At 61.1% G+C, this 17,004-nt stretch carries 12 protein-coding genes; 8 read left to right on the plus strand and 4 right to left on the minus strand.

Going from position 1 to position 17,004, the window contains the following annotated elements; all coding sequences use genetic code 11:
* Positions 1-29: 29 nt before the first annotated feature.
* Together AC1DKH_RS21075 and xthA are read right to left on the minus strand one after the other, a co-directional pair.
* Complete coding sequence (locus AC1DKH_RS21075) at positions 30-1,370, minus strand: substrate-binding domain-containing protein (RefSeq protein WP_477799174.1); 1,341 nt, start codon at positions 1,368-1,370, stop codon at positions 30-32.
* 181 nt (positions 1,371-1,551) lie between these two features.
* Positions 1,552-2,364: an exodeoxyribonuclease III gene (gene xthA / locus AC1DKH_RS21080; protein WP_477799175.1), complete on the minus strand. Its 813-nt coding sequence runs from the start codon at positions 2,362-2,364 to the stop codon at positions 1,552-1,554.
* Between the two features lie 233 nt (positions 2,365-2,597).
* Here xthA and AC1DKH_RS21085 point away from each other — a divergent pair, with 233 nt between their 5' ends.
* The 7 genes from AC1DKH_RS21085 (at position 2,598) to AC1DKH_RS21115 (ending at position 13,704) form a co-directional block, all read left to right on the plus strand.
* Positions 2,598-3,248 (plus strand): GNAT family N-acetyltransferase, encoded by a 651-nt coding sequence (locus AC1DKH_RS21085; RefSeq protein ID WP_477755008.1) that lies wholly within the window; start codon positions 2,598-2,600, stop codon positions 3,246-3,248.
* A 65-nt stretch (positions 3,249-3,313) separates the two neighbouring features.
* Positions 3,314-5,041: an autotransporter assembly complex protein TamA gene (locus AC1DKH_RS21090; protein WP_477755007.1), complete on the plus strand. Its 1,728-nt coding sequence runs from the start codon at positions 3,314-3,316 to the stop codon at positions 5,039-5,041.
* Complete coding sequence (locus tag AC1DKH_RS21095) at positions 5,038-8,709, plus strand: translocation/assembly module TamB domain-containing protein (RefSeq protein ID WP_477799176.1); 3,672 nt, start codon at positions 5,038-5,040, stop codon at positions 8,707-8,709. Before AC1DKH_RS21090 ends, AC1DKH_RS21095 begins: the two co-directional genes overlap by 4 nt.
* Positions 8,710-8,843: 134 nt before the next feature.
* Positions 8,844-9,317, plus strand: a complete 474-nt coding sequence (locus AC1DKH_RS21100; protein ID WP_477755444.1) for a MarR family winged helix-turn-helix transcriptional regulator — start codon at positions 8,844-8,846, stop codon at positions 9,315-9,317.
* Positions 9,314-10,783 (plus strand): efflux transporter outer membrane subunit, encoded by a 1,470-nt coding sequence (locus AC1DKH_RS21105; RefSeq protein ID WP_477799177.1) that lies wholly within the window; start codon positions 9,314-9,316, stop codon positions 10,781-10,783. The genes AC1DKH_RS21100 and AC1DKH_RS21105 overlap by 4 nt, the downstream gene beginning before the upstream one ends.
* Positions 10,784-10,798: 15 nt before the next feature.
* Entirely contained in the window at positions 10,799-12,001 is a 1,203-nt protein-coding gene (locus AC1DKH_RS21110; RefSeq protein WP_477799178.1) for an EmrA/EmrK family multidrug efflux transporter periplasmic adaptor subunit, read from the plus strand.
* A gap of 173 nt (positions 12,002-12,174) precedes the next feature.
* A complete protein-coding gene (locus tag AC1DKH_RS21115) occupies positions 12,175-13,704 on the plus strand; it encodes a DHA2 family efflux MFS transporter permease subunit (protein WP_477799179.1) in 1,530 nt (509 codons plus the stop codon).
* 86 nt (positions 13,705-13,790) lie between these two features.
* On the opposite strand, the gene lpxH is transcribed toward AC1DKH_RS21115, so the two are convergent.
* Both lpxH and AC1DKH_RS21125 read right to left on the minus strand, forming a co-directional pair.
* A complete protein-coding gene (lpxH, locus tag AC1DKH_RS21120) occupies positions 13,791-14,519 on the minus strand; it encodes a UDP-2,3-diacylglucosamine diphosphatase (RefSeq protein ID WP_477799180.1) in 729 nt (242 codons plus the stop codon).
* Positions 14,516-15,019, minus strand: a complete 504-nt coding sequence (locus tag AC1DKH_RS21125; RefSeq protein ID WP_046037821.1) for a peptidylprolyl isomerase — start codon at positions 15,017-15,019, stop codon at positions 14,516-14,518. Before AC1DKH_RS21125 ends, lpxH begins: the two co-directional genes overlap by 4 nt.
* A 267-nt stretch (positions 15,020-15,286) precedes the next feature.
* Here AC1DKH_RS21125 and AC1DKH_RS21130 point away from each other — a divergent pair, with 267 nt between their 5' ends.
* Positions 15,287-16,984, plus strand: coding sequence for a glutamine--tRNA ligase/YqeY domain fusion protein (locus AC1DKH_RS21130; RefSeq protein ID WP_477799181.1), 1,698 nt, complete (start codon positions 15,287-15,289; stop codon positions 16,982-16,984).
* The last annotated feature ends 20 nt before the right edge of the window (positions 16,985-17,004 follow it).

A 17,004-nucleotide genomic window follows, 5' to 3' on the forward strand; every position in this document is an offset into this window, starting at 1 on the left:
TGTAGGAGCTGCCGAAGGCTGCGATCTTTTCAGTACACCCAAACCTCAACCCGCCGATTCCTGATCCTTCCCTCATCGGCGTTATTGGCCGCCACTGGCATTTCGGCACCGAATCCACGAATCTCGCGAAACACCACGCCGCTCTTCACCAACTCCCGCCGTACCGCCATGGCCCGCAGTTTCGACAACAGATCGGCACGCGCCGGGTCGCTCTTGGCATCGCCAAACCCTACCAGCGTCACTTGCCCAGACATTTTGTCTTGCTGCTTTATATAGTCGAGCACTCGCGTCAGGTCTTGCCGCGCCTTGTTGTCCAGGCTGGCACTGCCTTCTTCGAAGCGAAAATTCACCGACAATCGCTGGGCATGCCGACTCAGCGCCTGATACCCCTCGGGCATCAACGCATTGGGGGTGACGGCCATGGCCTGGACGGTTTGTGCAATAAAACCGTTGGCCGCGACGATGGCCTGGCCATTGCTGCTTTGAGCGAAGGCCACTAGCGCGTAGGCCCAGGGATTTTTGCCATTGGGTGGCAGGTAGAAGAACAACCGGCGGGACAGCGGATAGTCTTCCGTGGCAATCAGGCTGTTGAGCGGCAACATGGCTTGCGATTGCCCGTCGACAATGGCCACGGCTTTGGCCTGGCGCACATAGGGCAATCCGATAAATCCGATGCCTTGCGGGTCGGCGCTGACCGCATCGGACAGTTGCTCGCTGGACTCGAAGCGTTTTGCCGTGCTGCTCAGAGTTTTCCCACGGCTACTGAGGACCAGTTCCTTGAAGGTGTCGTAGGTCCCGGACTGATCATCCCGTGCATACAGATGAATCGGCCCGCCGCTGCTACCTATGTCTTCCCAGGTTTTCACCTCGCCACTGAAAATGCGCGCCAGTTGCACGGTGTCGAGTTGGTTCAGCGGATTGTCCGGGTGAAGGATGATCGCCAGGCCATCGATGGCGATGACCTGTTCGGCGCTCGGACTTTTCAGGTCACCGAGGGATTGCAGGCTGGCCAGTTCGCTGTCCCTGATCGGGCGCGACGAGGCGGCAAGATCGGCACTGGCGGTTTTTAGCGCGGTGAAACCGGTGCTGGAACCATGGGCCGCCACCTCCACCACGACCCGATGGCCTTGAACGGTTTCACCGACAATGCGCAGTTCGTTGGCGGTGTCCGAGGCTTCGCGGTGAATCCTGCGCAGGCCTTGTTCACTCATCAGGCCCTCGACCAGCGCCGGTCCCAATGCCGCGCCAATGGTGTTGGAACCCTGGATGCGCAGCACGGTGCCGTGTTCGGGTGTCGGCAAGTCGCCGGCCGGGGCCGCCTGCGGCAAGCCCATGCACAGCATCAACAGGAACAGCACGCGCAGCATCATGCCGGCACCTTACATAGCCAAAGGAGGTGCCGGGAGATTAAGTCAGTAAGGTTTCCGAAAAATGACACTTGTAGGAGCGAGCTTGCTCGCGATGGCGGACTGTCAGTCAACATTGGTGCTGAATGTCACACCGCAATCGCGAGCAAGCTCGCTCCCACAGGGGATTGTGGTTGGTCCTGAATCAGCTCAATTCAAGCCAGATCGGCGCATGGTCCGAAGGTTTTTCCATGCCGCGCAGTTCGTAGTCCACCCCTGCGGCTTTCACCCGTGGCAGCAAGCCGTGGGAGGCGAGGATCAGGTCGATGCGCAGGCCACGCTTGGGCTCGTCTTCGAAGCCACGGCTGCGGTAGTCGAACCAGCTGAAGGTGTCGCTCACGTCCGGGTTCAGGTGGCGGAAACTGTCGACCAGGCCCCAGTTCTTCAAGCGGGCCATCCACTCGCGCTCTTCCGGCAGGAAGCTGCATTTGCCGGTTTTCAGCCAGCGCTTCATGTTGTCCGGGCCGATGCCGATGTCGCAGTCTTCCGGGGAAATGTTCACATCGCCCATCACCACCAGCGGCTGGTCGTTCTTGAACTGGCTTTCCAGCAATTGCTGCAAGTCGCTGTAGAAACGTTCCTTGGCCGGGAATTTGGTCGGGTGGTCGCGGTTTTCGCCCTGTGGGAAATAACCGTTCATGATGGTCACCGGCACACCATTGGCGTCGGCGAAGGTGCCCCAGATGAAGCGCCGCTGGGCGTCTTCTTCGTCGGTGGCGAAACCCTTGTGCAGGGCCAGCGGTTCCTGGCGCGAGAGCAGGGCGACGCCGTAATGCCCCTTTTGTCCGTGGAAATACACGTGGTAGCCCAGTGCTCTGACTTCATCGAGGGGAAACTGGTCGTCGTGGACCTTGGTTTCCTGCAAGCCGATCACATCGGGTTGGTGCTTTTCGATCAGCGCCGCCAGCTGATGGGGACGGGCGCGCAGCCCGTTGATGTTGAAGGAGACGATCTTCATGGTCGGCAGTCCTGGCAAAAAGGCGATGCTAGCTGACATGTGGGAATCGGGCCAGTGTGGGGTGAGGGGATTTAATGTGTTCTGTCAGATCTGCGTTGACCGTCCCGACTTGCTCGCGAAGGCGATTTCATTGCCTACACTCATTTCGGATCTGTAAGGAACTGTGTCAGCGCCGATCAGCTCGTAACAACAAGAGCGCAGCCACCCGAGCTGTGCCGGGGAGATCAACCGTCATGCCCGAAACCTCGACTGCCATCGCCGATATTCACATGCTCGACAGCGGCTACGCCCGCGAAGCGCGTTCGCTGCTGTACCAGGCTTATCGACACGAGCCGACTTTCGGCTATTTGTTTGAAGCCGAACGCCCCGGTTACGAACAGCGGGTTCGCGCCACCGTGCGCGAACTGGTGAGCCAGCATTTTCTCCAGGACCTGCCTGCCATCGGCCTGTTGGTCAACGACCGCCTGATCGGCATCGCTCTGATCGCGCCGCCGCAACGTCGTCTCGGTGTCACTGAAAGTTGGGCCTGGCGCCTGCGGATGCTGCTCAGCACGGGATTTCGCTGCACCCGTCGCTACCTCGAATATCACGCTGCCGTGGAGGCCTGCGTGCCGAATGACTCGGTGCATGTCTTGCCATTGCTGGGGGTTCATCCGCAGTTCCAGGGCAAGCATTTCGGCGAGCAACTGTTGCAAGCCGTGCACAACTGGTGCGCCGTGGATGAAAACTCACAGGGCGTGATCCTCGATACCGGGAATCCTCGCTATCTGGAGTTCTATAAGCGCCAGGGCTATGAGGAAATCGGTGAAGTTGCCGTAGGACCGATTCGCGAGCATGTGTTTTTTCACCCCAATCCCCAGGTGTTACAAACAGCAACGGCTTGAACGGCGAACTTTCCGGGCATGTCAGGCTCTATCACGCTCTCAAGCTCGTGATAGCATCCGCGCCTATGAAGTTTCCAGGAAGAATTACCAGCGGTGTGCTGATGCTGATGACCAGCTGCACGGCGCTGGCTCAAAGTGAATTGGATGTACGGATCAAACCGTCCAATGATGAGCTGAAGGCCAATATAGAAGGCTATATCGGCAGCCTCGGCGATCGCGACGAGCAGGCGTTGCTGCGCTTCAGCCGTGGCGCTGAAGAACAGGCGCACAAGGCCGCCCAGGCCTTGGGCTACTACCAGCCGCACATCGACAGCGAGGTGAAGGGCGGCGAAAAGCCGCGCCTGGTGCTGAAAGTCGACCCCGGCGAGCCGGTGCACTTGCGTAACGTCACGGTGCGTGTCGACGGTCCGGCAGCCTCCCTCAAGTCCTTTCGAATCCCTAAAAGCGACGCGCTCAAGCCCGGCGCCGTGCTCAACCATGGGCATTACGAGGACGCCAAGCGCCTGATCCAGAATCAGGCTTCGCGCTATGGCTTTTTCAGCGGCCGATTCACCCGTTCAAAATTGTCGGTCGACCCGCGTGCCGGCGTCGCCGATATCGAACTGATCTATGAAAGCGGTCCGCGCTATACCTTGGGCAAGGTCAGTTTCGAGGGCGATACGCCGTTCGACGACGAGCTGCTGCAACGCATGGTGCCGTTCAAGGCCGGTACGCCGTATGACTCGGAACTGATCGCCGAACTCAATCAGAACCTGCAATCGAGCGGCTACTTCGAAGGCGTGCGCGTGGACGCGGCACCCGCGGCGTCCAAGGACGATGCGATCCCGGTGGACGTCAAGCTCGAAACCCGCAAGCCGCGGACCATGGGCCTGGGACTGGGTTTCTCCACCGACGTCGGCCCACGTGCCAAGGCCAACTGGACCCGACACTGGGTCAACGCCCAAGGGCACAGTTATGGCTGGGAGACCGAAGTCTCGGCGCCGCGGCAAAACGTCGGGTTGTTCTACGACATTCCACTGGACCCGCCACTGACCGACAAGCTGCGTTTTGCCGGCGGCTATCAGAATGAGGACATTGCCGGCACCGACACCCACAGCAAGTTGCTGACCCTCGGCCCCGAATGGCACAGCAAATTGCCCAGCGGCTGGCAACGGGTGGTGTCGCTCAAATGGCAACGCGAGGATTACCAGCTCGGCGACGACTCGGGCCTGAGTAACTTGCTGATGCCCGGCGTGAATTATTCGTACCTGAAAAGCGACAACCGCATCGACCCGCATAACGGCTATCGGCTGCAATTCGAATCCAAAGTGGCCAAGGAAGGTCTGGGTTCCGACAGCAACCTGATCTACGGCACGGCGCTGGTCAAAGGCCTGACCACGGTGTTCGACAACCATCGTTTCCTCGGGCGGGTGCAGGTCGGCGGCAGTGCCACCAACGGCTTCAAATCGGTGCCGCCATCGCTGCGCTTCTTCGCCGGTGGCGATCAGAGCGTGCGCGGTTACGACTATCAGAGCCTGTCCCCGGAAAACTCCGACGGCGACCGCATCGGTGGCCGCTACATGGTCGCCGCCAGCGCGGAATATCAGTATTCCATCGCTGAAAAATGGCGGATCGCGACCTTTGTCGATCAGGGCAACTCCTTCAACACACTCGAACTGCCGAACCTCAAGACCGGGGTCGGTATCGGCGTGCGCTGGGTATCGCCGGTGGGGCCGATCCGCCTCGACCTGGCCCACGCGCTGGACGACGATGGCGGCATTCGACTGCACTTTTCCATGGGGCCTGAGCTGTGAAGCGTGGTTTGAAAGTAACGCTGCTGGCGATAGCGGCACTGTTGATGCTGGTTGTCCTGACGCTGGCCACAGTGCTGGGCACGGCGACGGGCAGCCGCTGGGCGTTGGGCTTCGTACCGGGGTTGACCCTGGACAACTTCCAGGGCCGGCTGGGCGGGCAGTGGAGCGCCGACCGGGTGTTATGGCAACAGGCCAACAACCGGGTTGAGCTGAGCAAGGTGATTTTTGCCTGGTCGCCGTTGTGCCTGTCCCGCAGGGCCTTGTGCATCGAGCAATTGCAGGCCGATCAGGTCAGCCTGACGTTCCCGCCGGGTGCCGAAGAGCCAGACAGCGGCCCGATCACGCTCCCGGAGCTCAAGTTACCGTTGGCCCTCGAACTGGGGGAGATCAAGGTCGGTAGCCTGTTGTTCAACGGCAGCGAGGAGCTCAAGGGCTTGCAACTGGCGGCGCACTGGACGGCGGCCGGTTTGAGGATCGATTCGGTGGCATTGCAGCGCGATGACCTGAGCCTGAACCTGTCCGGCCTGCTGCAACCCTCCGGTAACTGGCCCCTCAGTGCCGAAGGCAAGCTGACCCTGTTGTCGACGCCTGAGCCCTTGGCGCTGGCGCTGAAAGTCGACGGCGACCTGCTCAAGACTCTGAACCTGAAAGCTGACAGCAGCGGTTACCTCAACGGGCAACTGACCGGCGAACTGCAACCGCTGGTGGAAAACCTGCCGGCCAAGGTGCGGATCACCGCCGATGGCTTCAAGCCCGGTGCCGATCTGCCGGACACCCTGCAACTCAATCAGCTTGAGCTCACGGGTTCCGGCGACTTGATGAACGGCTACGCGCTGCTCGGCAAAGCCACGCTACCCGCCGAGCAAGGGCCAGTCGCCCTGGCGCTGCAAGGCAAGGTCGACGCCAAGGGTGCGCAGATCGCCGCGCTGGACCTGACCGCCAACGACAAGCAAAGCCTCAAGCTCACAGGGCTTGTGGATTGGAGCAAGGGCCTGAGCGCCGAGGCGAAGATTGACTGGCTGGACTTCCCGTGGCACAGGCTCTATCCGCTCATCGACGAACCGCAAGTAGCGCTTCGCACGTTCACCGGCGAAGTTTCTTACACCGACGGCAAGTACCTCGGGCATTTCGCCGCCGCGGCGGATGGTCCGGCCGGCGCTTTCACCCTGGCCAGCCCTTTCGCGGGCGACCTGACGAAAATCTACCTGCAACAGATTCAACTCCAGGCCGGGCAGGGCAAGGCTGAAGGGCACCTGAGCCTGCAATTCGCCGACGGCATTGCCTGGGACACCGCGCTGGACCTGTCGGCGATCAACCCCGCGTACTGGGTCGCAGAGCTGCCGGGTACGCTGGCCGGGCCGTTGCGCAGCCAGGGCGAGATGAAGAGCGAAATGCTCAGCCTCAATGCCGACCTGGACCTCAAGGGCAAACTGCGCGGTCAACCGGCGGTGATCCAGGCCAAGGCCGATGGCCGTGGTGAGCAGTGGAACCTCAACGCCCTGCAAATCCGCCTCGGTGACAACAGCATCACTGGCAAGGGCAGCCTGCAACAGAAACTCGCCGGGCAGGTTGACCTCAAGTTGCCGCGCCTGGCCCAGCTCTGGCCAGAACTGCGCGGCCAGCTCAATGGCCGCGTGGATGTCGCCGGCACACTCAAGGCGCCCCAGGGCAAGCTTGACCTGCAAGGCTCGCAATTGGCTTTCCAGGACAATCGCCTGCAAAGCCTCAACCTGGACGCCACGCTGGACAGCGCGCAACGGGCGAAAATCGACCTCAAGGGCAGCGGCATCCAGGCCGGCGACACCTCACTGGGAACCCTGACCGCCAGCGGCCAGGGCGACATCGAAAACCAGAAGCTGAGCCTCGATCTGCAAGGGCCGAAGTTGAAACTGGCGCTGGGTCTGGACGGTGCGCTGGACAAGGGCAATTGGCGCGGACGCCTGGCCAGCGGTGATATCCAGGCCGGTGGCCAGGACTGGAAGCTACAAGGGCCGGCGAAACTCGAACGCCTGGCGGACGGCAAAATCAATTTTGGCGCCCATTGCTGGGCATCCGGCCAGGCCAGCCTGTGCGGTGAAGACTCGCGCCTGATGCCCGAGCCGAAGCTGCGTTATCACCTCAAGCAATTCCCGATCGACAGTCTCGCGCAATGGTTGCCGAAGGATTTCGCCTGGCAGGGGCGGCTCAATGCCGACCTGCAGCTGGACCTGCCGGCCAGCGGCCCGAACGGCCAGATCAGTGTCGATGCCGGCGGTGGCACCTTGCGCATCAAGGAAAAGGACCAGTGGCTGGACTTCCCGTACCAGACCCTGAAACTCACCAGCAAACTCACGCCCAAACGCATCGACACCGAGCTCAATTTCGTCGGTGGCAAACTCGGTGAACTGAGGGTGCAGGCGCAGCTCAATCCGTTGCCGAAAAACAAACCGTTGAGTGGCTCGTTCCGCTTGAGCGGGCTGGACCTGTCGGTGGCGCGGCCGTTTGTGCCAATGGTCGAAAAGCTGGCCGGGCGCCTGAATGGCAGTGGCACGATTTCCGGTGGGCTGTTGGCGCCACAGGTCAATGGCAGTCTGCAACTGAGCGACGGCGTGATTGCCGGACCTGAGCTGCCGATGGAGCTGCAAAACCTGCACGTTCAAGCGCTGATCGCCGGCGAAAACGTATCGATCAATGGTGGCTGGAACAGCGGCAAGGTTGGGCAGGGCAGCCTGAACGGCAACATCGCCTGGGGCCAGGCGCTGGTGGTAGACCTGGCGCTCAAGGGCTCGCAGTTACCAGTCACCGTCGAGCCTTATGCCAAGCTTGAGGTCGCTCCGGACCTGAAAATCTCGATGAAGGATGACGAGTTGGCCATCGCTGGCAAAGTGCTGGTGCCCCGGGGCGAAATCACCATTCGCGAATTGCCGCCGTCGACGGTCAAGGTCTCCGATGACACGGTGATCGTCGGTCAGCAAACCGAGGAGGGTAAACCGCCGCTGGCGATGAAGATGGACATCGAAGTGCTGGTCGGCGAGGACAAGCTGAGCTTTGCAGGATTTGGCCTGACCGCGAATGTGCAGGGGCATGTGCACATCGGTGACAACATGGACACCCGTGGCGAGCTGTGGCTAAACGATGGCCGATACCGCGCCTACGGCCAGCGGCTTTCGGTGCGCCGGGCACGCTTGCTGTTTGCCGGGCCCATCGATCAGCCGTACCTGGACATCGAGGCCATTCGCAAGACCGACGATATCATCGCCGGCATTCGCCTGAGTGGCAGCGCCGAGCAGCCGACTACGCAGATCTTTTCCGAACCGGCCATGAGCCAGGAACAGGCCTTGTCCTATCTGGTGCTCGGGCGTCCGCTGAGCAGCAATGGCGAAGACAACAACATGCTCGCCCAGGCGGCCCTCGGTCTGGGCTTGATGGGCAGTTCCGGAGTGACCAGTGGCCTGGCCAAGAACCTGGGCATCCAGGACTTCCAGCTTGACACCCAGGGCAGCGGCACTGCCACCAGTGTGGTGGCCAGCGGCAATATTTCCGAGAAGCTCAGCCTGCGCTACGGTGTCGGCGTGTTCGAACCGGCCAACACCATTGCCTTGCGCTACAAGCTGAGCAAGAAGGTCTACCTCGAAGCCGCGGGTGGCGTGGCCAGTTCGCTGGACATCTTCTACAAGCGGGATTTCTAGTCCCTTCAAAATCAAAAGATCGCAGCCTTTAGTCAACTAAATACAAAGCTTCCTAACTATTACGTTGACATTCGCTGCTTAGGCAGTAATATCTCGACATACATTCACTGCCTAGGCAGCTAATTGGTGGTCAGATGAAACATTTCTCTCCAGACGATTTCCAGAATTGCCATCTCGGTTTGTTGCTCGGACGCGCCGCGCTGCTCAAGGACCGGATCATCGACACCCACATGGAACCCCACGGCATCACTGCCGCGCAGTTCAAGGTGTTGATCATCATGGCCCAGTTCGGCGTCGATTCGCCGGGCGAGTTGTGCCGCCACCTGTCCCTGGACAGCGGTTCAATGACCCGCATGCTCGATCGTCTGGAACAGAAAGGTTTCCTCGCTCGCCAACGCTCCGAGGCGGATCGTCGCCAAGTGCAGCTTGTGCTCACGGAAGAAGGGCAGAAGCTCGCCGGGCTGCTGCCGCACATCGGCGCCGAAGCCATGAATGAACTGGCCGGTGCCATCACTCCAGAGGAGCTGAAAACCCTGGAGTTGATCCTGAAGAAAATTTTGGTGGCAGCCGGTGACGCGATCACCCTGCTGCGGGTAGGTGACAAATGAGCAGTACCCCCTTGCGTACCGGTCTGAGCCTGGTGCTGTTGGCCATGAGCGTCGCCGGTTGCGCCAGTTACAGCGGCCTGAAAACCGAAGGCGTCAGCCTCGACGCGAAAAACCTCAAGGCCGGACAATCCCTCAGCGGCGTGACGTTGTCGCCGGCCGCCTGGCCGAAAAGCGACTGGTGGAAAAGCCTCGGCGACCCGCAACTCGACGGCCTGATCCGCGAGGCCTTGCGCGACAGCCCGGACATGCAGATCGCCGACGCCCGTGCCCATCAGGCCAGCGCTGCCGCTTCCGCAGTCGACGCCGAGCGGATGCCGACCCTGGATGCCAGCGCCGGTGTCAGCCGCTCGCGCCAGGCCCGGGACCAGGACCCGCGCGGGCAGGGCGACACGTACGCCACCATTCGCAACATCAGCACCAGTTTCAATTACAACTTCGACCTGTGGGGCGGTCAGCGCGATGCCTGGGAAGCGGCCCTCGGCCAGGCCCGCGCCGCCGAAGTCGACCAGCAGGCTGCGCAATTGACGCTGGCCGCCGATGTCGCCCGCGCCTACAGCGATCTCGGCCAGGCACACATCGTCTATGACCTGTCCAACGAAGACCTCAAGCGCACCCGGCAAATGCTCGACCTGAGCCAGCGGCGCCTGACTGCCGGGATCGACAGCCAGTACCAGTTCCAGCAGACCGAAAGCCTGGAAGCCACTTCCCAGGCCAACCTGATCGACGCCGAAAAGCGCTTGAACAGCGCGAAAATCGCTCTCGCGGTGCTGCTCGGCAAAGGCCCGGACCGTGGCAATGAAATTGCCCGACCCAACATTCTTCAGCCGAGTGCGGTAGCGCTACCTTCGGTGCTGCCGGCCGAGTTGCTCGGACGTCGCCCGGACCTGGTGGCCGCGCGCTGGCGGGTCGAGGCGGCGAGCAAAAGCATCGATGCCGGCAAGACCCGGTTCTATCCCAACCTGAACCTCAGTGCCGCCGCCGGTGCCGAATCCTTGTTGGGCGATGCGATGTTTGGTTCGGCCAGCCGCTTCTTCAACATTGCACCGACGATCTCGGTGCCGATCTTCGACGGTGGTCGCTTGCGCGCCGACCTCGATTCGCGCGACGCCGATTACGACCTCGCCGTGGCGCAGTACAACAAAAACCTGGTGAAGGCGCTGGGGGATGTCAGCGACAGTATCAACCAGTTGCGCGATATCGGCCGGCAGATCGCTGCCCAGCAGCACGCCACCGACATCGCCCAGGATTCCTACAACACCGTGGTCCAGCGTTACGGTTCCGGCATCGGCAACTACCTGGACGTACTCAGCATCGAGCAGCAACTGCTCCAGGCCCAGCGCCAGCTGGCCAACCTGAATGCCGAGCAGATTGACCTGTCGATCCAGTTGATGCAGGCGCTGGGCGGCGGCTTCCAGCCTGAGGCCATTGCCTCGGCCAACGCCGCGCCAGCCACGCTGACCCACTAATTCAAGGTATTTGTCATGGCCACTGCCGATACAACTCAACCTCCTGAAAACACCCCGGGCAACCCCAATTCGGGCAAGCGCAAATTCATGTTGTTGATCCTGGCGGCCGTCGTCGTGCTGAGCGGCGCGGGCGTCTGGGCCTACCACGAGTTCTACGGGCGCTGGAGCGAAAGCACCGACGACGCCTATGTGAACGGCAACGTGGTGGAAATCACGCCGCTGGTCACCGGCACCGTGGTCAGCATCGGTGCCGACGACGGCGATCTGGTCCATGAAGGCCAGGTGCTGGTGAACTTCGACCCGAACGATGCCGAAATCGGCCTGCAAAACGCCCAGGCCAACCTGGCGCGCACCGTGCGTCAGGTGCGTGGCTTGTACAGCGATGTGGATGGCATGAAAGCCCAGGTCAACGCCCAGAAAGCCGAAGTGCAAAAGGCCCAGGACAACTTCAGCCGCCGCAAGAACCTCGCCGCTGGCGGGGCTATTTCCCAGGAAGAGCTGTCCCATGCCCGCGACGACCTGACCTCGGCGCAAAACGCCCTGGCCAACGCCGAACAAAAGCTCAAGACCACCAGCGCGCTGGTCGATGACACCGTGGTTTCGTCGCACCCGGACGTAATGGCCGCTGCCGCACAACTGCGTCAGGCGTACTTGAATAACTCGCGCAGTACGCTGATTGCACCGGTGACCGGTTACGTGGCCAAGCGTTCTGTACAACTTGGCCAGCGCGTGCAACCAGGTACCGCGCTGATGGCGGTGATTCCGCTGGATCAACTGTGGATCGACGCCAACTTCAAGGAAACCCAGCTGCGTGACATGCGCATCGGCCAGCCGGTCGAGATCGAAACCGACCTCTACGGCAGCGACGTCAAATACAGCGGCACCATCGACAGCCTCGGCGCCGGGACCGGCAGCGCCTTTGCCCTGCTGCCGGCGCAGAACGCCACCGGTAACTGGATCAAGATCGTGCAGCGCGTGCCGGTGCGGATCCACGTCAACGCCGAAGAGCTGGCAAAACACCCGTTGCGGGTTGGCCTGTCGACCATGGTCGATGTGAATCTGCGCGACCAGAGCGGGCCGGTGTTGGCGCAACAACCGCCGCAGAAGGCTTCGTTCAGCACTAACGTCTACGACCGTCAGTTGGCCGAGGCCGACGCGATGATCACCCAGTTGATCCACGACAACAGCGCCGCGGTCAGCAAAACCGCGCAACGCTGATTCGCCAATCCGTCATCACACCGACCCCTGTGGGAGCGAGCCTGCTCGCGATAGCGGACTGACATTCAACATCAATGTCGACTGAACCGACGCAATCGCGAGCAAGCTCGCTCCCACAGGGCCAGTTGCGTCTGTAACAGGCGCAGCGCCAGCCCAGTTTCAAAGGATTCGCGATGAGCAATAACGCGTCTTTCACGCCACCCAGCCTGCTGCTCAGCACCATCGGCCTGTCGCTGGCGACCTTCATGCAAGTGCTCGACACCACCATCGCCAACGTGGCGCTGCCGACGATCTCCGGCAACCTGGGCGTGAGTTCGGAGCAGGGCACCTGGGTCATCACCTCGTTCGCCGTGAGCAACGCCATCGCCCTACCGCTGACCGGTTGGCTCAGTCGGCGTTTCGGCGAGGTGAAGCTGTTTGTCTGGGCGACACTGCTGTTCGTGCTGGCCTCGTTTTTGTGCGGGATTTCCACCTCAATGCCCGAGCTGGTGGGCTTCCGGGTGCTGCAAGGGGTGGTGGCGGGGCCGTTGTACCCGATGACCCAGACCTTGTTAATTGCCGTTTATCCTCCAGCGAAACGGGGGATGGCACTGGCATTGCTGGCAATGGTGACGGTGGTCGCGCCGATTGCCGGTCCGATCCTCGGCGGCTGGATCACTGACAGCTATAGCTGGCCGTGGATCTTCTTTATCAATGTGCCGATCGGCCTGTTCGCGGCATGGGTGGTGACTCAGCAGATGAAAAAGCGTCCGGTGGTCACCAGCCGCCAACCGATGGATTACGTCGGCTTGATCGCGCTGATCATTGGCGTCGGGGCGCTGCAGATCGTGCTCGACAAGGGCAACGATGCCGACTGGTTCGAGTCCAGTTTCATCGTGATCGGTTCGGTGATTTCGGTGGTGGCCCTGGCGTTCTTCGTGATCTGGGAAATGACCGACGAACACCCGGTGGTCAACCTGCGCCTGTTCGCCCATCGCAACTTCCGTTACGGCACCATCGTGTTGATTCTGGGGTACGCCGGGTTCTTCGGGATCAATCTGATCCTGCCGCAATGGTTGCAGACGCGACTGGGCTACACCGCGACCTGGGCAGGTTTTGCCGTGGCGCCGCTGGGGATCCTGCCGGTGCTGCTGTCGCCGTTTGTCGGCAAGTACGCGCCGCGATTCGACATGCGCGTGCTGGCGGGCGGGGCGTTCCTGGCCATCGGCCTGAGCTGTTTCATGCGAGCAGGCTTCACCAATGAAGTGGACTTCCAGCACATCGCGCTGGTGCAGTTGTTCATGGGGATCGGCGTGGCGCTGTTCTTCATGCCGACCCTGACCATCCTGCTGTCGGACCTGCCACCGAGCCAGATTGCCGACGGTTCGGGGCTGGCGACGTTCTTGCGTACCTTGGGCGGCAGTTTCGCGGCGTCGTTGACCACCTGGATCTGGATTCGCCGGGCGGATCAGCATCACGCCTACCTGACCGAAAGCATCACCCCGTTCGATCCGGCGACCCGCGAAGCGCTGACCAACCTGGGCGGGGCAGGGGTCAAGGCCTACACGCAGCTGGAGCAGACGGTGATCAGCCAGGCGTACATCATGTCCACGGTGGATTACTTCACCTTGCTGGGCTGGATGTTCATGGGGTTGATCCTGATTGTATGGCTGGCCAAGCCGCCGTTTACTGCCAAGGCGGGGCCTGCTTCGGCAGGGCACTGATTAGCCAGGATCGCAGCCTTCGGCAGCTCCTACAGAGGCATGTGTACACTCTGTAGGAGCTGCCGAAGGCTGCGATCTTTTGATCTTTAAGGCGCTGCGAAATCGAAAGGCGCCAGCGCAAACCCTTGCTCATCCACCTGCAACGCCCACCCTTGACGATCCCAATCCCCCAGCACAATGCGCCGGGCCGCCTGCTCGCCAAGCTGCAACTTGTGAATCGCGGGACGATGGGTATGCCCGTGGATCAAGGTTTTCACCCCGTACTCCTGCATGATCCGCGGAATTTCCTCGGGCGTGACATCGACGATGTCATTGGCCTTCATCCGCACCTGCGCACGGCTTTCACTGCGCAGCTTGCGTGCCAGCTTGTGCCGGGTGCTTAACGGCAGGTTGCGCAGGATAAACAGGGTGATCGGGTTACGCAGGTAGCGACGCAGCTTCATATAGCCTTCGTCGCGGGTGCACAGGCTGTCGCCGTGCATCAACAGCACCGGTTCGCCGTTGAATTGCACGACACTCGGGTCTTTCAGCAGGGTGCAGCCGGCCTGTTTGCAGAAGGCCTTGCCGAGCATGAAGTCGCGATTGCCGTGCATCAGGAAAATGGCCGTGCCGCTGTCGCTCAAATCGCGCAGGGCCTGGCAGATGGAGCGCTGGAAGGGCGTCATGGCGTCGTCGCCAATCCACACCTCGAAGAAGTCGCCCAGAATGTACAACGCACTCGCCGAGCGGGCGCGTCCGGCGAGCAAATCCAGAAACGCCCGGGTAATGTCCGGGCGCTCCTCTTCCAGATGCAAGTCTGAAATCAGCAATATCACTCAATGATCTCGGCTTTCTCGATGATCACGTCGTCTGCCGGTACGTCCTGGTGGCCGGACTTGGAAGTGGTGGCCACGCCTTTGATCTTGTCGACAACGTCGGTGCCGGCGGTCACTTTACCGAATACCGCGTAGCCCCAGCCCTGAACGTTCTTGCCGCTGTGGTTGAGGAAGCTGTTGTCGGCCACGTTGATGAAGAACTGTGCGGAAGCCGAATGCGGCTCCATGGTGCGGGCCATGGCGACGGTGTACTTGTCGTTGGAAAGGCCGTTGTCAGCTTCGTTCTGGATGCTTGGGCGCTTGTCTTTCTTTTCTTTCATGCCTGGCTCGAAACCGCCGCCCTGGATCATGAAGTTACCGATGACACGGTGGAAAACGGTGTTTTCGTAGTGACCGGCTTTAACGTACTCGACGAAGTTGGCCACGGTGATCGGGGCTTTGTCGGCGTTCAGTTCGAGGACGATGTCGCCATGGTTGGTAGTCAGTTTGACTTGGGTCATGATCGGTACTCTTTTGAGATGAAGCATATCTAAGGAATTCGTGGTTTTGGGACATTCCGTCCCGCAACCGGTTCAGCCTGTCTCGGCCAAGGTGCGCAGTTTAGCGTGACAGGCACGAATTTCGAGGCTGTTTTTTCATTTACGGCCTATTAAATGCGACGGTTTACAGAGTGCGCTCTGTCAGGTACTTGACGGCATCGGCTATGATAGCGGCTTTGTTTTGTCCGGCCTTCATTACGGCCACGCACTTGTACGTTCAAGGATCCTATGAGCAAGCCCACTGTCGACCCTACCTCGAATGCCAAGACCGGCCCTGCCGTGCCGGTCAACTTCCTGCGGCCGATCATCCAGGCAGACCTGGACTCGGGCAAGCACACGCAGATCGTCACCCGTTTTCCGCCTGAACCCAACGGCTACCTGCACATCGGCCACGCCAAGTCGATCTGCGTGAACTTCGGCCTGGCCCAGGAGTTCGGCGGCGTCACGCACCTGCGTTTCGACGACACCAACCCGGCCAAGGAAGACCAGGAATACATCGACGCGATCGAAAGCGACGTCAAATGGCTGGGCTTCGAGTGGTCCGGTGAAGTGCGCTACGCCTCGCAGTATTTCGACCAGTTGCATGACTGGGCGGTGGAGTTGATCAAATCCGGTAATGCCTACGTCGACGACCTGACCCCGGAGCAAGCCAAGGAATACCGTGGCAGCCTGACCGAGCCGGGCAAGAACAGCCCGTTCCGCGACCGCAGCGTCGAAGAGAACCTGGACCTGTTCGCCCGCATGAAAGCCGGCGAGTTCAAGGACGGCGCACGGGTACTGCGGGCCAAGATCGACATGGCCTCGCCGAACATGAACCTGCGTGACCCGATCATGTATCGCATCCGCCACGCCCACCACCACCAGACCGGTGACAAGTGGTGCATCTACCCGAACTACGACTTCACCCACGGTCAGTCGGACGCCATCGAAGGCATCACCCATTCGATCTGCACCCTGGAGTTCGAAAGCCATCGTCCGCTGTACGAGTGGTTCCTCGAGCACTTGCCGGTGCCGGCCAGCCCGCGCCAGTACGAGTTCAGCCGCCTGAACCTGAACTACACCATCACCAGCAAGCGCAAGCTCAAGCAGCTTGTGGACGAAGGTCACGTCAACGGCTGGGACGACCCGCGCATGTCCACGCTGTCGGGCTTCCGCCGCCGTGGCTACACGCCGAAATCGATCCGCAATTTCTGCGAAATGATCGGCACCAACCGTTCCGACGGCGTGGTGGACTTCGGCATGCTCGAATTCAGCATCCGTGACGACCTCGACCACAGCGCTCCGCGTGCCATGTGCGTACTGCGTCCGCTGAAAGTCGTGATCACCAACTACCCGGAAGGCCAGGTCGAGAACCTCGAACTGCCGTGCCACCCGAAAGAAGACATGGGCGTGCGCGCACTGCCGTTCGCCCGTGAAATCTACATCGACCGTGACGACTTCATGGAAGAGCCGCCGAAGGGCTACAAGCGCCTGGAACCGGCCGGTGAAGTGCGTCTGCGCGGCAGCTACGTAATCCGCGCCGACGAAGCGATCAAGGACGCCGATGGCAACATCGTCGAACTGCGCTGCTCGTACGATCCGGACACCCTGGGCAAGAACCCGGAAGGCCGCAAGGTCAAAGGCGTGGTCCACTGGGTGCCGGCCGCTGCCAGCGTCGAGTGCGAAGTGCGCCTGTACGATCGTCTGTTCCGTTCGGCCAACCCTGAGAAGGCCGAAGACAGCGCCAGTTTCCTGGACAACATCAACCCTGATTCGCTGCAGGTACTCACCGGTTGTCGTGCCGAGCCTTCGCTGGGCAATGCACAGCCGGAAGACCGTTTCCAGTTCGAGCGCGAAGGCTACTTCGTCGCGGATATCAAGGACTCGAAACCAGGTCAGCCGGTATTCAACCGTACCGTGACCCTGCGTGATTCGTGGGGCCAGTGATTTAGCGTCAAGGAATTAAC

This window comes from Pseudomonas sp. 05L36 (assembly GCF_056398125.1).

Coding starts and splice junctions, on each gene's coding strand:
- AC1DKH_RS21075 (WP_477799174.1), bottom strand. CDS start 1,370: ATGATGCTGCGCGTGCTGTTCCTGTTGATGCTGTGCATGGGCTTGCCG.
- xthA (WP_477799175.1), bottom strand. CDS start 2,364: ATGAAGATCGTCTCCTTCAACATCAACGGGCTGCGCGCCCGTCCCCAT.
- AC1DKH_RS21085 (WP_477755008.1), top strand. CDS start 2,598: ATGCCCGAAACCTCGACTGCCATCGCCGATATTCACATGCTCGACAGC.
- AC1DKH_RS21090 (WP_477755007.1), top strand. CDS start 3,314: ATGAAGTTTCCAGGAAGAATTACCAGCGGTGTGCTGATGCTGATGACC.
- AC1DKH_RS21100 (WP_477755444.1), top strand. CDS start 8,844: ATGAAACATTTCTCTCCAGACGATTTCCAGAATTGCCATCTCGGTTTG.
- AC1DKH_RS21105 (WP_477799177.1), top strand. CDS start 9,314: ATGAGCAGTACCCCCTTGCGTACCGGTCTGAGCCTGGTGCTGTTGGCC.
- AC1DKH_RS21110 (WP_477799178.1), top strand. CDS start 10,799: ATGGCCACTGCCGATACAACTCAACCTCCTGAAAACACCCCGGGCAAC.
- AC1DKH_RS21115 (WP_477799179.1), top strand. CDS start 12,175: ATGAGCAATAACGCGTCTTTCACGCCACCCAGCCTGCTGCTCAGCACC.
- AC1DKH_RS21125 (WP_046037821.1), bottom strand. CDS start 15,019: ATGACCCAAGTCAAACTGACTACCAACCATGGCGACATCGTCCTCGAA.
- AC1DKH_RS21130 (WP_477799181.1), top strand. CDS start 15,287: ATGAGCAAGCCCACTGTCGACCCTACCTCGAATGCCAAGACCGGCCCT.